This is a genomic window from Acinetobacter sp. P8-3-8 (genome assembly GCF_000214135.1).
In the GTDB taxonomy this organism is placed as follows: Bacteria; Pseudomonadota; Gammaproteobacteria; order Pseudomonadales; family Moraxellaceae; genus Acinetobacter.
This window is the reverse complement of the sequence record NZ_AFIE01000034.1, coordinates 22290-38828: the sequence shown is the minus strand read 5'-3', so window position 1 is coordinate 38828 and position 16539 is coordinate 22290. Positions and strand designations below refer to the sequence as shown.

The following is a 16539-nucleotide window of genomic DNA, read 5'->3' as shown; positions in this document are numbered from 1 at the left end:
ATAATTAATGAAAATTACGTTTTTAAAATTGATTATAAAAACTTAGTAAAACCTGAAAATATAGAAAATAATAATTTTTTAGATTTAAAGGAGTATATTAAGGAAATAGAAATTAAAACAAATAAAAAATTTACTTTAGGTAGTATAAATGTTGAAAATAATGGTATGGATGTAACCATTAAGCCTGATGGCAGCATTTTTTTCTATGGAATTGAAAATATAAAACTAGGTAATTTAAACCTGGATGATATTGATTGGGGCGACTTGGAAGATCATGTTAAAAACAATAAATTAATTAATAATTTGTATAGGATTCCATTTATGGATTTAATAAAACCTATGGAAAAAAACTTGATTTTAAATGAAATTATACGAAGAAATAACAATCCTTATTGGGTAATGAAGGAGTTGGAAATGTATCCAGATATTTTAAAAGAGATTGCATCTAATGATTGATTCACACGTGCATTCAGCATATTCTAAACATGCTAGTGGATCAATTGAGCAAGTTATAATATCTGCTATTGATAAGGGTATAAGTATATTAACAATTACAGATCATGCGCCATTTTTTTTAGATTCAACTAATAGATTAAGAAAAGATGAAATATGTGACTATAAAGAAAATATTTTATCTTTAAAAGAAAAGTATTTTAATAAGATAAAAGTATTGCTTGGTCTTGAATGTGATTATTTTGAAAATTGTTTCGATTACAACCAAGAAATAATTGATTTTATTAAACCTGATTATATTATTGGTTCCATTCATTACATACCAGGTGTTAATAGAAACATTAATGTATGGGATTTAGATAAAATTAATAACCCTCAGGTTTTTTGTTCATATTTTAATCAAGTAAAAGCTCTAATAAAATCAAATCAGTTTGATTCAATAGGGCATCCTGATATTTTACTAAGAGTGGTTAATAGTGATGTTTTGCAAAAATACCATTGTGAGATAATGGATTTGTTAACGGAGAGTAAACTAGCATATGAATTAAATACATCGGGATTGAGGAAAAGTAAATATAATCCAACAACAAATTTGGAGTATTTTGGAGAGTGGAGTTACCCATGTTTAAGCAATATTCAATATGGGGTAGAAAATAAAATTGATTTCGTAATTGGTTCTGATGCACATACACCAGAAGATGTGGGTTTAGGAATTGAAGATATTTTATTAACAACTCATAAAATTGGTTTGGAAAAAATTTGTTATTTTGAAAACAGAATCAAAAAACATGTAGAAATTAGTAGTTTATTAAGGGATTAGATTGTGGTTTGTAAAATTGATTTTATAAGTCTTATTGAAAAAGAAGAAGTTATTGATTGGAATGTTTTTAAAAATGAAAATAAAGACAATCTAACTTTAATATTTGATTGGATATCAAAAAACCTAATAAAAAGTATGTCTATAAAAAATTTTAGATCTATTATGTATTCATTTTTAGATTCTGGGATTATTGATATAAATAAATACTTCAAAATGACAGATAGTTTCTATATTCATTCATTATTTTTGAATAATGGAGAATTTTTCGGTGCATCTGGACAAGATTTAATAAAATTTACAAAAATGTATAGTCAAGCAAAATATGGTAGCTATAAAGATATTGAATTTTTTTCAAATATTTTATATGAGTACATGGTGGCTGAATTACAAAATAAAAATAGTCACTGGTATATGTTTTTTGAAAATGTAAAAAAAATAATGAGAAAGTTGTGTTGTTAACTACTGGTTGGAGAAGTGCACCATCAACTGCCAATATTTTATTTGAAATTTTTTCTAAAAATCTCAATGTTTGGTTAGCTTTAAAAAATTACCCAACCATAATAAATGTAAAACTGCCCAGACTGGCCTTACCTTGTGAAAATTATGCTTCATTAAGTGAAATGGAAAGGATTAGCATCTCAAAAAATAGAGATCATATCATTCCAGCAAGTAATTTTTTTGCTAGTAGGAATGTTAATATTATATTTGGAGATGATATTTTTATTACAGGTTCTACTGCTGATAAATTGCAATTAGAGTGTATTCAGAATGGTGCCAAATCATTTAAATCCTTATACTTAGCTATTTTAAATCCTTTAGATGCCTTTATAGATCCTAGTCTAGAGGAATACTTGAATAAAAAATTTATAACAGAGGATTTAAATGATGATGTAGCGAATTTATTGAATTATAAATATTTTACTCCAGTTCTTAGAACTTTAAGATTGATTTTTGATAGAAAAAATTTTATACAACTGCCTAGCTTTCTTCCAAAAGTAAAAAATACAGTTTGGCTGAGTATTTATATTTCATCTTTAAATAATGATTTTCATCTTGAAGAAAATTGTAAACCATCTATTGAGTTGGTAAAAAAATATTTAATTTTAACAAAAACATTGGATGAAGAAGGAATGCCTTTAATAATTAATCAATAATATATTATTTCAATGGTGTTCAACGTTGTTTTATAAAATTTCTAGAGTTTAATCTACGAAGTTTGCTGCAATTGTAAAAATTTGATTACTTTCGTTATATACCTAAATCATACTGCAATGATTTACGTCAACAAGTCTTAGATTTCTAGTAAGCATCCGATTGAACCGTACTGGGTTTGTCGGAGACTTTTTTATTTAAGTTAGGGGTAATCCTCCCATAAATAACCGAAGTTAAAAGTAGAGCTTAAGCAGCCATTAGAGGAGGCCTTCCTTTGTTGGCTTGGTGTAGTCTTTCATGATTGTAATGGCACAGCCAATTTGTTGCATAATCTTGTACTTCATCCAAAGTATCAAATTAAATATATGGCTCAACGGGCAAAAGTTACTCCTCTGAGAATCAGCTTTCATATTGCATCCATTAGTATTCTGAATATTTTAAGACTCACTTCATTGGATTCAGCAGGTAATTTACCCAAACATTTAGAAAGTTTACTGGAAAAAGCCAAGAAATACATTTTACCTGAGAGAAGAGCGAGAAGTTGCACTAGGGTTGTGAAGGGAAAACCGTAGAAATACCCAAGAGAATGCCAGTCAATTTCTTAACTAATACACTTAGCTGACTGGCATTAGTCTGTGTCGAGGTATTTCAATTAATGCCATTTCGCACTTGTTGCAAAATCCAGTCCTCATATTCTTGCAGTGTTTCTCGTAGCATATCCATAGGTCGTACGATATAGTGTCTTTCAACTAATGCACTTGGTTTATGACCTGATATCTGTGCTAAAGATCCTTCATTGATTTTTGCCCATATAGCTAATGTTTTATATGACCTTCTCAATCCATGGGGTGTAAGTTCAATATTTAGTTTTTTACATATTTTCTCTAAGCTATCGTAAGGATTGACAATATGACCACATTCAGCACCCTTACTGCTAAATATGAATTTAGAATCAGAATTTTTCCTTAGTTCTAAAAATAGGCTTTCAACATATGCCGTCAGAGGAATTAGGCGACCTTCATCTTCAATTTTATCTCTAACTTTTGCTGTTTTCCATCGAAAATCGACATCTGTCCATTTTAATGAAAGTAGCTCATTCTTTCGGCACCCAGTGATTAAACTACATATTAAAAAAATCGCAATTTTTCTACTGGTTAACTTATTTACCTCTTCAAACCATGGTTTTAGATGTTGTTTCATCAAACAATCATTTTTGGCTTTGGGAGAAGGGACTTTATCTTTAACTTTTTTAGAGTTGTATGATTTTAGAGGAACTAAGTTTTCATAATCCTCATGTTCCTCACACCAATTTAGGAAAGCTCGTGTAAGTCGGTATGCTTTAGCTGATGTTGTTGGACGGAAGTCATTGTGATCAAGCCAATCGCAAAATACACCTGCAGTCAATTCAGAAAGTTTATACTCAAACAGTTGAAAAATAGGTTGACTAGTATAAACACTATTATTTTCAGGATCGTAACCACCTCTAGATAATTCGATGTGGTCCTGATAACTTCTTGGTCGCCAATTAGGTTGTCTTGCTTTTAAGTATTCAAACCATACATCTTTAAATTTAATCGTCTTGCGTTTCTCTTGTTTTAGCAGTTCTTTATTATCAGCTAAAGCTTTCTTACGCTCGATCAATGGGTCAATCCCTTTGTGACACATAATCGCTAATTCTTGTGCATACTTACGAGCATCATCTAATTTCCATATATCAACGTCACCAATTTTGATACGACGGTTTTGAAGACCAATACGACCTTGGAAAATGTAGCTTTTATTATTTTTAGGTGTAACTTTAACACCAAATCCAGGTGTTTTCTCATCCCAAAAAAAAGTTGGTTTAGTTTGGTCTGAGCAATCAATTTTATCAATTGTGGGTTTTGTTAGTTTCATTCTAGTAAGCGTCTGGTAAGCAAGTAGTAAGCAAAATCAATATATATTAATCAACAAAAAGAGTGAATAGTAAACTTTGTAAATTAAATAAGTATATGATATTATTAATTTATTAGTTATACCTTTTTGATTTTTAATTTTTATGTTAACGGACTCATAATCCGTTGGTCCCCAGTTCAAGTCTGGGCGGGCCCACCACATTCAACCTCGTAAGCTTTAGTTTATGAGGTTTTTTGTTGTCTTAGTTTTACTCGGCTGATGTTTTAGGTTTTCATTTACCTTCATCTAAAAATTTTAAGCTAGCGGCATCATATGAGTAGATGTAATCTATTACGTTTTTTGATAGCAAATCGTAATATCAATACGCATTTGCCATCTGCAAATCATAATGTAGTCAGGTGTTGTTGTTCTCTCTAATTTACAAAGACGGGTGAGACTTTAAACAAAACCTGTAACTATTTGTAATGTTGAACGAGATAAGACTTTTATCATTGAATAGCCATGTCTGAGTAGGTTTGATTTCATTCTTGTTGATCCTTTAGCTGCGTATACTATTAAATATCTAGATTAAAACAGTTCAAGAGATTCTTTTTATTCATCAAAGCTTGATTGAAAGAAGACTATTTCTTTATACGGCAGATTATTTGTAACCATGTAATGTTAAAGTTCATTTTTAAAAAGCTATCCTTTAAAGGATAGCTCGTTTTTCCTATTATTTTTCATGGGTTAGGTGTTTTGTTACAGCATTGAAGAATAAGCTTTTTTCATTGTCAAGTTGAGCTGATGGCATAGCTGTTTCCCACGTACTCCATTGCATCATTACAATTTTATCTTTCGGGTTGATTCCTAGCATTTGTCCAAAAATACCCAGTCCCCAGAATGTTGTATCAGCATGTTGTGTAGTCAAGGGTGAACCTTTCTTGGCATGTGAATTCCACCATTGAAAACCATAAATACCTTTTGGATAACTGTCAGAGATTGAACCTTTAGCTTGGTTCCATTGAGTCGCTTGCATTGTCCACCCTTCAGGTAACATTTTTTCTCCATTCGAGACGCGTCCTTCATTTAGGATGAATTGCCCAAAACGTGCATAGTCACGTAAAGTTGCATTAAAACCATGCCCGCCCATATCTACTTTATTACGTTCATAGGATTGCCAAACTCCTTCACGTTCCATTCCTACACGTTTCCAGATATTTTTTTCAAGATATTTGGCAATATTTTCATGGGTTGCAGCTTCTAATACTTTACCTACCAGATATGCCCCACCTGTACTATATGACCAAACTGTTCCAGGTTCATATTTCGCTTTCAAATGTTTCACATTTTCATAGACACAAGTATCTGGATCTTTTGCTACCTCACAATAGGTCATTTTTGCAAAATCTGAATTTGGGTCTTTATAGTTTTCATTCCATTCAACACCTGAGGTATGTTGTATTAATTGTTTCAGTGATACTCTTTCCCAAGCCGTCCCTTTTAAATCAGGTAAATATTGAATGATTGGATCATCCAATGAATGGATTTTTCCTTGTTGAACAGCAACTCCAATCAGTGTTGCTACAATAGATTTTGCTACTGAACGCGAAGTCCACAAAGTTGTCGCATTATTGCCTCGTCCATAATATTCATAAGCAATTTTGCCATCTTTTAAAATAATTAATCCAGCTACACTTTGGTTTTTTAAGTAATCATTTAAATTAAAATTTTTACCATCCACTGTGTAATGAATATCTTTATTTTTTATTGTGTCCTTAAGCTTTGGCAATGCAAGTACATTTTTCTTATCGGGATGAAAAATACTACCATCATAACTACGAAAGGTATTTCGGAAACCGATCACCCGCTGTTCTTGGTTCCATGTCAACATATCATGTGGATCAGGTAATTTTGTATCCATTGGCGTAGGGCAATCTTTTAGTCCCAATTGCTGGCAGCTATATTCGGCACAGGCAATGCTACTGGCTAAAACGCTGCCGAACAGTAAGCTCATTTTTACGGTTTTCATCTCTATTTTCCTTTAGTAGATTTTAACTTGAGTCACTAAACCAACTACAACATTATTGTTGAAGGTTTTTCCTGTAGAACGGTAATAGTTATCTGGGTTCCAGATATATTGTACAAAAGGGCTTAAAGTCAGACGTTTGTAGTTTATGTTAGTATCAAAGGAAAGAAAGGAGGTTGTTTTATTCTTATTTCCATTCAATTTTTCTGTCAGTAAAACATAGTCATCATTTAATTGAGATTGACCAAATTTTACGCCTAAATGATTTTTTCCTTGATTAATTTTATAGCTTGCGCCTAATTCCCAATAATCTTTATAAGGTTGATTTTTCTCAGCAATATAAGAATAAGCACCAAATAGACTTGGAAGATGCGGATTGTCAAAATTATGATTAAATCTAAAATTTAGACCATCTGTTCCGTTATATTGTTCTTTAGTATAAGCATTCCGGTATTCAGAGTTATTATAAAAATATAGCAATTCAGCCTTGCTCTGTTTATCCTTATAGCCAATTCCATATACTTGGTTATAGCCTAGTTGATGGTGGAATGAAAAATCGACACCTTTTTTTCTATAAACATAATCATCTGTATTAACTTCAAAAACGCCTGTATGCACATAAATATTATCTGAAACATTATATTTGGCATAACTTCCCCAATAGGCGTAATTAATCGGCAATGAACCCATTGCCCCCTTAATTGGATCGATACACAACATCAGATTTTGACAATTATTATAGAGAAAATAACGTCTTAGATTCGTACGGCCAATAGAGGTATATAATTTTTTATCATCCCAGTATTTATCCCAAGTCAGTAAACTGAGTTGTGAGCTAGCTAAATCATTGGCGGCGATTGCCCCACCGACATAACTTCCTACACCTCCAAACCAATTGGTTGATGTATTCAACTGCGCATCATTGTTTAATCCATTAAATATATATTGTGCTTTTAAAACACCAAGGTCATGGCTTTCGTTGGACAGTTTAATGTCCGTATTTAAGAATAATCCAGCAGTATTGGTGAAATGTTCATCTACAGAACTTTCCTGACTGTACACCGCTAAATCAATAAAATTAGCTGTAAACTTAAAATTCTCTTTTAAATCAAATTCCGCATTTACACTCATACTAGATAACAACACGAGTATGCCCAGCCATCTTTTTTTAGAGATGTGCATAAAATCTATTTCCTTATGTATGCATGGCTCCAACCTCACCAAATCTTAGACAATCCTCGTCTGCCACTTGGCTAAACCATAATTTATCGTTTCTATTAAATATTTTTCGGCGTTGATAAAATTAAATAATAATCTCCATGACATATGAAATACTGGATCTTAGAGAAATCCAGTAAAAGTGTAGTTTGAAATATTGTATTATATTCAAATAGATATAATTAAATATGAACAATTATCTTGTTTTAATTATTATAATAATCAATGTAATTTTCTATAATATATATAAGGTATATTATTATACCTTTTTGATAATAATGATTTATTTTTTGGATGGTATTAGAACTAGAGAAGCGCGTCTTTATGCAATTATTTTGATAAAACGAGGCTTGGTTGTATAAAACAACCAGTCACCCTTGGCTTATTCAACGCTATAATTTTTTCAGCGAATCCCCCAACACCTAAAAACCTTTTGTACAATGAATTGATCTTTTTCTGTTAAGCAAGGCTTTTTTATCAATCTTGCTTTATAGCTTTTACTAGGGTGATATCTAAATAGCCTGTGAAAATCTTGATAGTTAGTCTCTTACTTGCTTTGATATCCCTAAGCAAGAGGTAGAAGTTGTAAAGCAAGAGCATGGTATTGATGTGTACCGTCAGCAGATCCATGATAGCTGTAATAAACAGCGGTATTTGGTCTATCAGTAAGTAAAGAAGCACCCAATCAGGTGCTTTATCATTGATATTAAATAGAAATTAGCAGAATTGAAATTAAACCAATCCAATATTTTTTAGATATTCTCTAAAAATTATTTCCGCTTTATCTTCTAAAGCTTCAGCATATTGAACATTGTCTGCACGTAAATTTGGAATATTAATATCGGCTTTACGCAATTCACAGGTATGCCCAATCAACCATTTTTCTAAGCTATCTGCTGCAACTTCAATATGAAATTGTAATGCCAAAATATGCTGTCCAACTTGGAAGGCTTGATTAGAATAAATTTTTGAACTTGCAAGTAAGGTTGCATTTTCAGGTAAATCGAAAGTATCACCATGCCAATGCAAAACAGCCGTATCTGCCAAAGGGGCTAAAATATTATTATTCACATAGCGAATATCCAAAGTACTCCAACCAATTTCTTTGACGTGACCTGCATATACTTTTGCACCTAAAGCATGTGCAATCAGTTGTGCACCGAGGCAAATCCCAAGGGTTGGTAAATTCTTCTCTAAGCGTTGTTTTAAATAGCGAATTTCATCAGTTAAAAAAGGATAGTCCTCAGTTTCATAAACACCAAGCGGGCCACCTAAAATGATGGTTAATCCTTCATATTCAAAGGCTTGCTTTAAGTCATCTAAACCCGCTTCGAAATAACGTACCCGAAAGCCAAGTTGATAAAATAAATCTTCAAGTGAGCCTAAATCTTCAAAAGCAAGATGTTGGATTGCATAAATGGTTTTTGGGAAGTTTGAATTCATAGCCTGTTCTGGGTGCTTAGCAAGCAAAAGTATTTGTATCAAGATAACATTATTAAAAATAAATTGATATTTCCAGAAGTTATTGGAGTTCATTCGTAAGAACCCATAGTATAGAAAGACTGATGAGTGATTATTGAGTATAAAATTTAAATTTTATTATTTTAATTCAAAAATATAAATTTAACCAATAGGATGTAGCTCAGCAGATAAGAATGAAAAAGGAGTTCCAAATGTTTAAAAAACGTATGTTAACGGTGTGTAGCTTTTCTATCATTTTAAGCTTGTATGGTTGTAATGATGACAATGACTCAGATCACGTGAGGAATGATCTAGAAAAAGATAAAAATCCATATAGTTGTTCTGCGACTGCAAGTGATGGCTCAAATGTTGTTGTCGGTTCAGATCAAGCAGGAGATCCAGCTTTTCCAGAACCCGCATCGGGCTACCGTACAGGATTGAAAGTTAAATATTCAGATAAATACATGGTCGTGGCAAACACGCCACTTGCCACAAAAGCTGGCTGTGATGTATTACGGGCAGGTGGTTCAGCAGTTGATGCAGCCATTGCAGTGCAAGCTGTGTTAGGACTGGTTGAGCCACAGTCGAGTACCATTGCAGGAAGTACCTTCCTGATGTATTACGATGCAAAGTCTAAAAAAGTAACTGCATACGATGGGCGTGAAACTGCACCCGCGGCTGCAACGCAATATTATTTGATGCGACAGAATCAAGCGGATGTAAATTCTTCAACGCCTGTACCAAGTACACGCCGTAGTGGGCGTTCGATTGGTGTGCCAGGAACGATGAAAATGTTTGATATGGCACATAGCGAACATGGAAAGTTAGCTTGGAATAAACTCTTTGATAATGCAATTCATTTATCGTCAAATGGATTCAAAGTGCCGGGACGTTTAGCCAATGCGATTGTAGTGAATAAAGACAATTTAGCTTTAGATAAAAATGCGACACAAACTTATTTTAAAGCAGATGGCACACCTTATGGTGTAGGTGAAACACTGAAAAATGTCGCGTATTCAGAAACTTTGAAAAAGATTGCGGATCAAGGTGCTCAAGCGCTTTATCAGGGTGAAATTGCTCAAAATATTATCCAAAAAGCATCCCAAACTGTAGGTGATGACAGCGCAAGAACGCCGATCACTCCAAGTTTAATGACAATGGATGATCTGAAAAATTATAAACCAGTAAAGCGTGAAGCGATTTGTTCGGTATATCGCAGTGCTTACTATGTTTGTACTATGCCACCGCCGTCGTCAGGCGGGATTGCTGTACTACAAACTTTAGGTATTTTAGAGAATTTTGACCTTGCACAATATTCACCATCACAAACCACCAACGAAGGTGGTATTCCCAATGTAATGGGTGTTCATTTTGTATCAGAAGCAGAGCGGTTGGCTTATGCAGATCGGGACAAATATGTAGCAGATACAGATTTTGTGCCATTACCTGCAAAAGGTATCCCAAGTCTTTTGGATAAAAATTATCTAAAACAACGTGCAGCATTAATCAATCCTGATCAATCTATGGGCGTTGCGTCCGCAGGTGATTTTAGTAGCAACGCAGGAGTTGATAAAACTGTAGAGCATGGCACAACACAATTCACGATTGTAGATGCTTATGGAAATGTTGCATCAGTGACTTCAACGGTTGAATCAAGTATGGGTTCATTCCACATGGTTGATGGATTCTTATTGACCAATCAACTGACTGACTTTTCAGCAAATCCTGTGGATACAACAGGTGCTTTGGTTGCCAATCGAGTAGAAGCCAATAAACGACCTAGAAGTACCATGGCGCCAACGATTGTATTTAAAGGCACACAACCGGGTGATTTCTATGTTGCGACAGGTTCTCCTGGTGGCGGAACAATTATTCAGTTTGTTGTAAAAACATTGGTCGGTATTTTAGATTGGAATTTAGATGCGCAACGAGCGACATCATTGGTGAATTTTGGCGCAACCAATAGTCCATTTACCAATGTAGATGGTTCAAATACCACGCTTAATTTGTCTGAATTGGTGGCTGGATTGCAGCAGAAAGGGCATGTAGTGAATCCTGCTGCGCAATCGAGTGGTGTTTCAACCATTATGCAAGTTGCTTTGAATAATCAGAAAAAATACGCTGGTGGTGTTGACCCTCGTCGTGAAGGATTGGTTCTTGGTAATGGTGCGTTGTAAATTTGCAGAATAGGTTTAAGTTTTAACAAAAAGCTTGAATCATAAATATGAATAAAATAAAGGGTTTGTTGATATTCGATTGCCGAAAAGCAAGATGAATGATCAACAAACCCTTTTCACATCAACCATTGCGAAAGTACAATTTAAAATTGATTTTGAGCCCTGATTTCTTGAAACTATTGTGAAGCTGAATTTGCAATTAATGCTTTTATCGATTTTTTTGACGATTCTAAAATCGTGATTTTCAAATGATGATCCGCGATACTGCGTGCCATTAAAATTGCACCGACCAATTGACACATCACAGCCCAAGCTGTTTCTTCATTATCTAAATGTTTTAGAAAAATCTGTTGACCACGAATCAATTCGTTTTGATAAGCTTGCTTAATCTCATCATTGGAACGTGCAATTTCCGAAGCCAAAGAAGGCAGGGCACAACCATGATCAGGCTGTTCGACGTGTGATAAAGCTAAATAGCGATTCAATTCAAAATCAATCCATTGCGATGGTTCTTCGTACGGATTGTCTTGCCACATTTGAATACTATGTTGTAATTCATTTTCAATCAGTGCTTTAAATAAATCATTCTTTGACGAAAAATGTGAATAAAATGCGCCACTGGTTACACCCGCAGCTTTCATAAAACCATCTACACCTGTGGCATTAAATCCATTTTTTTTTGCTAACTGCCCGCTGATATCTAACAGCTCTTGACGTTTTTGTTCTTTATAGCCTGATTTATAACGCATAACGGACTATTCCCAACTGGTTTAATTCGACAATATTTTCATCAAAAATTCATCAAAACAGCATCAAAAAATGATCTTGACGATTCAGTAAAACTATAACATAGTAATCGTTATGATAACGATCGTTATTTTATAATTGTAAATAAAATGCTCTGTCGAGAAAGCTCATGAATGGATTGGAACAACAAAAGCAAAAAGTTGCATTAGTGATTGGCGCAGGAGATGCGACAGGTGGTGCGATTGCGAAAAGATTTGCAAAGGGTGGTTATATCACCTGTATGACTCGTCGAAATGTCGAAAAATTACAACCATTGATTGAAGAAATTGAACAGGCAGGCGGTGTTGCCTATGGTTTTGGCTCAGATGCACGCGAGGAAGAACAGGTCATTCAACTTGTTGAAGAAATTGAAGCGAACATTGGTGAAATTGATATTCTTGTTTTCAATATTGGTGCAAATGTACCGTGTAGCATTTTGGAAGAAACAGCACGTAAATATTTTAAAATTTGGGAAATGGCGTGTTTCTCTGCATTTCTTGTGGGGAGAGAAGTCGCAAAACGAATGGTGACACGCCAACATGGGACGATTATTTTTACTGGTGCAACGGCAGGGATGCGTGGTGCTGCTTATTTTTCAGCATTTGCAGGTGCAAAACATGCATTGAGAGCATTAGCCCAAAGTATGGCACGAGAACTTGGCCCACAAAATATTCATGTAGCGCATGTGGTGGTAGATGGGGCGATTGATACAGATTTTATTAAAACCTCGTTCCCTGAAATGTATGCAAAGAAAGATCAAGATGGCATTCTGAATCCGGATCATATTGCTGAAAATTATTGGCATCTTTCGCAACAACCACGAGATGCATGGACGCATGAATTAGATTTACGTCCTTGGATTGAAAAATGGTAAGTAGCTATATTTAAGTAGGTTATGAAGTGTGTATTAGATCTGAATGCATTAAATAATCATCCAAATTAAGGAATAATAGTCGATGAAACAAGTTGTTTTTTATTTTGATTTAGGTAGCCCATATAGCTATATCGGTTTGTATCGTATTCAACAGCTTGCTGAGCAATATCAAGCAGAAATTATTTGGAAACCAATGTTATTGGGTGGGGTATTTAAAGCGACAGGTAATAATAGCCCGATGGCTGTGCCAGCGAAGGCACGTTATTCGATGATTGATATGGGGCGTTGGTCAAAGTTATGGAATATTCCTGTTCAAATGAATCCATATTTTCCGATCAATACTTTGAATTTGATGCGAATTATTACGGCTGTTCAGTTATATCAGCCTGAAAATTTCCAAAAAGTGCTCAACGGTTTATTTGATGCAATGTTTGGAAATCCACGTAATTTGAATGATATCAATGAATTGGAAAGTGTTGCTCAAGGATTGGGTTTAGATGTCGCTCAAGTCCAAACTTGGTTGGCAGATGAACAGGTCAAAGCACAATTAAAGTCAGTGACAGATGAAGCCATTGAGCGTGGAGTTTTTGGCGCACCGACTTGGTTTGTCGGTGATGAAATGTTCTGGGGAGTAGACCATTTACATTTTGTAGTAATGGAGCTCGCTAAAAATACAGATTAAAAATCTATATCAAAAAAGTAATAAAGTTATGGTTAAAGTGATCATGCTTTTAAAAGCAATTCTCTCAATGGATTGCTTAGAAAATTATCGATCAATTTTTCCATTATTTTATTTATATTGATTAAAACTGAAGTATTAAAATGAATAATTAAAACAAACATTAGCAGCAAGCATTATGAATAATATGCTTGTAATAAGCTCAGCATCAATGCCAAGCTAAATACAGACAAAAGCGTTTGTAGACTAATGACTGCTGCCATCAATTGATAATTGCCATGAAGTAATTTTGTTAAAATATAAGCAGAAGGTGCTGTTGGAATTGAGAAGAAAATCATAATAGCAATCGTAGCTGCATAGCTCAGTTCAAAGTATTGTATGCAAATGAATACTGCAATAGGAATTAGAACAAGTCTGAATAAGCTAATCACTAAAGATGTCTTAAAATAAGTCTTAATCGTATCCAATTGAATAACAGTACCCACACAGAGTAGGCCTAGCATGAGGCTACTATTTGAAAATGCTGTTAATAAATTGCTAAAACCTTGCCAAATTGGAATGTTAAATACATTAAATAAAATCCCAAGCACACAAGAACTAATTAATGGATTTTTAATTAAAGAAACCAGAATAAGTTTAATCTTTAACTGATGTTTTGGGGTGAGTGAAAGAATTGAAACAACATTCACAAATGGAATAGTAATCGCTAGAATATTTACCAAGATACTTTTGATTTCTGGTTGATTCATTGTGGTTGCAATGGATAGGCCAATATAGGTATTAAAACGAATTAAGCTTTGAACATGTACACCAATCTGAGAAATAGGCGTTTTTTTTATCGTTGCAAAGATATAAACACTAGCAATAATAAAAGCCATCACTAAAAAAATGACCATCAAAATCATATCAATGTGTGCGATATGCATATTGGCCGTTGCCAGAGAGCTAAATAATAATGATGGAAATAATACATAATAGTTGAGCTTTTCCGCGCCATTCCAAAACTTGGCATCTAAGCTACGTGATCGGAATAAGTAAAAACCTAAGCCAATGAGTGCAATAGGCGGAAAGAGAATATTGATGATTTGCAACATTTTAAGGCTCTATGCTTTGGTTTTGTCTTATATCTAGGTCAATCAAGTACAAGATAAACTATTTTACCTGTCGGTTTGGCAAATATTTTTTTATGGATTTTTATGGTTATTATTCCCGTAGTCAAATGAATGATCATCACAACTCGGCTTACGCAATAAGCCCATCATAACTTCTATTGATTCAGCCTAAATTAAAAAAGCGAACCGAAGTCCGCTTTTAAATTAAAAAAGTTAAAAACTTAGAAGAAACCCATTGCTTTAGTCGAATAACTCACCAGTAAGTTTTTGGTTTGTTGATAATGATCAAGCATCATTTTATGGTTTTCACGACCAATACCTGATTTCTTATAACCACCAAATGCAGCATGTGCAGGGTAGATGTGATAACAATTTGTCCATACACGACCTGCCTCAATCGCACGACCTGCACGGTATGAAGTGTGTGCTGAACGTGACCATACACCTGCGCCTAAACCATACATGGTGTCATTGGCAATTTTAATCGCATCGTCATAGTCTTTAAATGTTGCGACTGAAAGTACAGGGCCGAAGATTTCCTCTTGGAAAATTTTCATACTGTTATCGCCTTTGAAAATGGTCGGTTCGATGTAGAAACCTTGCCCCACTTCTTGACGATCACCACCACCTGTTAAGATTTGCGCACCTTCCGCACGACCAGTTGCGATACAGCCTAAAATCTTATCTTGTTGCTCTTGTGAGGCTTGAGCACCAATCATGGTGTCTGTGTCTAATGGATGGCCAGTTTTAATCCGTTTTACACGTTCAACCGCCATTTCCAAGAATTTATCTGCAATGCTTTCTTGAACCAATGCACGAGATGGGCAGGTACATACTTCACCTTGGTTCAGGGCAAACATTGCAAAGCCTTCAAGTGCTTTATCTAAGTAGTCATCATCTTTATCCATTACATCTTCAAAGAAGATATTTGGAGATTTACCACCAAGTTCAAGCGTTACAGGGATAATATTCTCAGTTGCATACTGCATGATTAATTGACCCACTTGCGTAGAGCCTGTAAAGGCAATTTTAGCAATACGTGGATTGGTCGCAAGTGGACGACCGACTTCAACACCATAACCATTGACAATATTGAGTACACCCGGTGGTAATAAGTCTTGGATGAGTTCAACTAAAACCAAGATGCTCGATGGCGTTTGTTCAGCAGGTTTCAGCACGATACAGTTTCCTGCTGCCAATGCAGGCGCTAATTTCCATGCTGCCATGAGAATAGGGAAATTCCACGGAATGATCTGACCCACGACACCAAGAGGTTCATGGAAATGATAAGCAATGGTGTCCTCATCAATTTCAGAAATTCCACCTTCTTGCGCACGTAAACAGCCTGCAAAATAGCGGAAATGGTCAATACATAATGGAATGTCTGCTGCCAACGTTTCACGAATCGGTTTACCATTTTCCCACGTTTCAGCAACAGCAAGTAATTCTAAGTTCTCTTCTAAACGGTCTGCAATTTTAAGTAATAAGTTTGAGCGAGTAGCTGGCGAGGTTTTGCCCCAAGCGACTTTAGCTTTATGTGCGGCGTCTAAAGCCAGTTCGATATCTTCCGCAGATGAACGAGGAACTTTGGTAAATACTTTGCCATCGACAGGAGAGATATTGTCAAAATATTGACCTTTTACTGGAGCTACCCATTTCCCATCAATAAAGTTTTCATATTGAGATTTGAATTGTACTTTTGAACCAGCTTGGTTTGGATCTACATAACGCATGAGAATATTCCTTTATTTATAACTTGATCCTTAACATGATCAGTCTATGAAGATGCATGTATGACACAGTCATATTTACATGATGATCTGAGCTTATTCTGTGAAAGGTTGGAAAAAGGTTGGAGGATAAACTCTACTTATTTGTACTATGATCTAATATTTGCAATTGTTTC

Annotated in this window: 14 protein-coding genes and 2 pseudogenes; 8 read left to right on the top strand and 8 right to left on the bottom strand. The window is 34.6% G+C overall.

From position 1 onward, the window contains the following. The 4 genes from GGG_RS21050 to GGG_RS19790 form a co-directional block, all read left to right on the top strand. Nucleotides 1-456, top strand: a 456-nt coding sequence (locus GGG_RS21050) for a hypothetical protein (protein ID WP_010115570.1), incomplete at its 5' end; no start/stop codon positions are given. A gap of 7 nt (nt 457-463) precedes the next feature. Then, complete coding sequence (locus GGG_RS0113280) at nt 464-1273, top strand: histidinol-phosphatase (protein WP_157998081.1); 810 nt, start codon at nt 464-466, stop codon at nt 1271-1273. A 3-nt stretch (nt 1274-1276) separates the two neighbouring features. Continuing rightward, nucleotides 1277-1732 (top strand): hypothetical protein, encoded by a 456-nt coding sequence (locus GGG_RS20480; RefSeq protein ID WP_050809039.1) that lies wholly within the window; start codon nt 1277-1279, stop codon nt 1730-1732. Next, nucleotides 1723-2427, top strand: a complete 705-nt coding sequence (locus tag GGG_RS19790) for a phosphoribosyltransferase family protein (RefSeq protein WP_050809038.1) — start codon at nt 1723-1725, stop codon at nt 2425-2427. The genes GGG_RS20480 and GGG_RS19790 overlap by 10 nt, the downstream gene beginning before the upstream one ends. Nucleotides 2428-2671: 244 nt before the next feature. Here the strand turns inward: GGG_RS19790 and GGG_RS20870 are convergent. The 4 genes and pseudogenes from GGG_RS20870 to GGG_RS0113255 form a co-directional block, all read right to left on the bottom strand. After that, nucleotides 2672-2782: pseudogene (locus tag GGG_RS20870) on the bottom strand (integrase core domain-containing protein); the annotation flags it as partial. 291 nt (nt 2783-3073) lie between these two features. Continuing rightward, nucleotides 3074-4321, bottom strand: coding sequence for an integrase family protein (locus GGG_RS0113265; protein WP_010115566.1), 1248 nt, complete (start codon nt 4319-4321; stop codon nt 3074-3076). Between the two features lie 712 nt (nt 4322-5033). Further along, a complete protein-coding gene (locus tag GGG_RS0113260; RefSeq protein WP_010115565.1) occupies nt 5034-6329 on the bottom strand; it encodes a serine hydrolase in 1296 nt (431 codons plus the stop codon). Between the two features lie 12 nt (nt 6330-6341). Next, nucleotides 6342-7508, bottom strand: a complete 1167-nt coding sequence (locus GGG_RS0113255) for a carbohydrate porin (RefSeq protein WP_029574583.1) — start codon at nt 7506-7508, stop codon at nt 6342-6344. A gap of 591 nt (nt 7509-8099) precedes the next feature. On the opposite strand from GGG_RS0113255, the pseudogene GGG_RS21620 reads away from it, so the two are divergent. Next, nucleotides 8100-8213: pseudogene (locus tag GGG_RS21620) on the top strand (hypothetical protein); the annotation flags it as partial. A 63-nt stretch (nt 8214-8276) separates the two neighbouring features. On the opposite strand, the gene GGG_RS0113250 reads toward GGG_RS21620, so the two are convergent. Further along, nucleotides 8277-8987 (bottom strand): glutamine amidotransferase, encoded by a 711-nt coding sequence (locus GGG_RS0113250; protein WP_010115563.1) that lies wholly within the window; start codon nt 8985-8987, stop codon nt 8277-8279. 230 nt (nt 8988-9217) lie between these two features. Here GGG_RS0113250 and GGG_RS0113245 point away from each other — a divergent pair, with 230 nt between their 5' ends. Further along, nucleotides 9218-11182 carry a gamma-glutamyltransferase family protein gene (locus tag GGG_RS0113245; RefSeq protein ID WP_010115562.1) on the top strand — a complete coding sequence of 655 codons (1965 nt, stop codon included), beginning with the start codon at nt 9218-9220 and terminating at the stop codon, nt 11180-11182. 176 nt (nt 11183-11358) lie between these two features. Here GGG_RS0113245 and GGG_RS0113240 read toward each other — a convergent pair whose 3' ends face one another. Then, the gene (locus GGG_RS0113240) at nt 11359-11931 is read right to left on the bottom strand and encodes a TetR/AcrR family transcriptional regulator (protein WP_010115561.1); all 573 of its coding nucleotides are present in this window, start codon (nt 11929-11931) and stop codon (nt 11359-11361) included. A gap of 167 nt (nt 11932-12098) precedes the next feature. On the opposite strand from GGG_RS0113240, the gene GGG_RS0113235 reads away from it, so the two are divergent. Continuing rightward, nucleotides 12099-12842, top strand: a complete 744-nt coding sequence (locus GGG_RS0113235) for an SDR family oxidoreductase (RefSeq protein ID WP_010115560.1) — start codon at nt 12099-12101, stop codon at nt 12840-12842. Nucleotides 12843-12924: 82 nt separating this feature from the next. After that, nucleotides 12925-13524 (top strand): 2-hydroxychromene-2-carboxylate isomerase, encoded by a 600-nt coding sequence (locus GGG_RS0113230; protein ID WP_010115558.1) that lies wholly within the window; start codon nt 12925-12927, stop codon nt 13522-13524. 173 nt (nt 13525-13697) lie between these two features. Here GGG_RS0113230 and GGG_RS0113225 read toward each other — a convergent pair whose 3' ends face one another. Continuing rightward, nucleotides 13698-14615 carry an AEC family transporter gene (locus tag GGG_RS0113225; protein WP_010115556.1) on the bottom strand — a complete coding sequence of 306 codons (918 nt, stop codon included), beginning with the start codon at nt 14613-14615 and terminating at the stop codon, nt 13698-13700. A 239-nt stretch (nt 14616-14854) separates the two neighbouring features. Next, entirely contained in the window at nt 14855-16366 is a 1512-nt protein-coding gene (locus GGG_RS0113220) for an aldehyde dehydrogenase family protein (RefSeq protein ID WP_010115555.1), read from the bottom strand. Between the last annotated feature and the right edge of the window lie 173 nt (nt 16367-16539).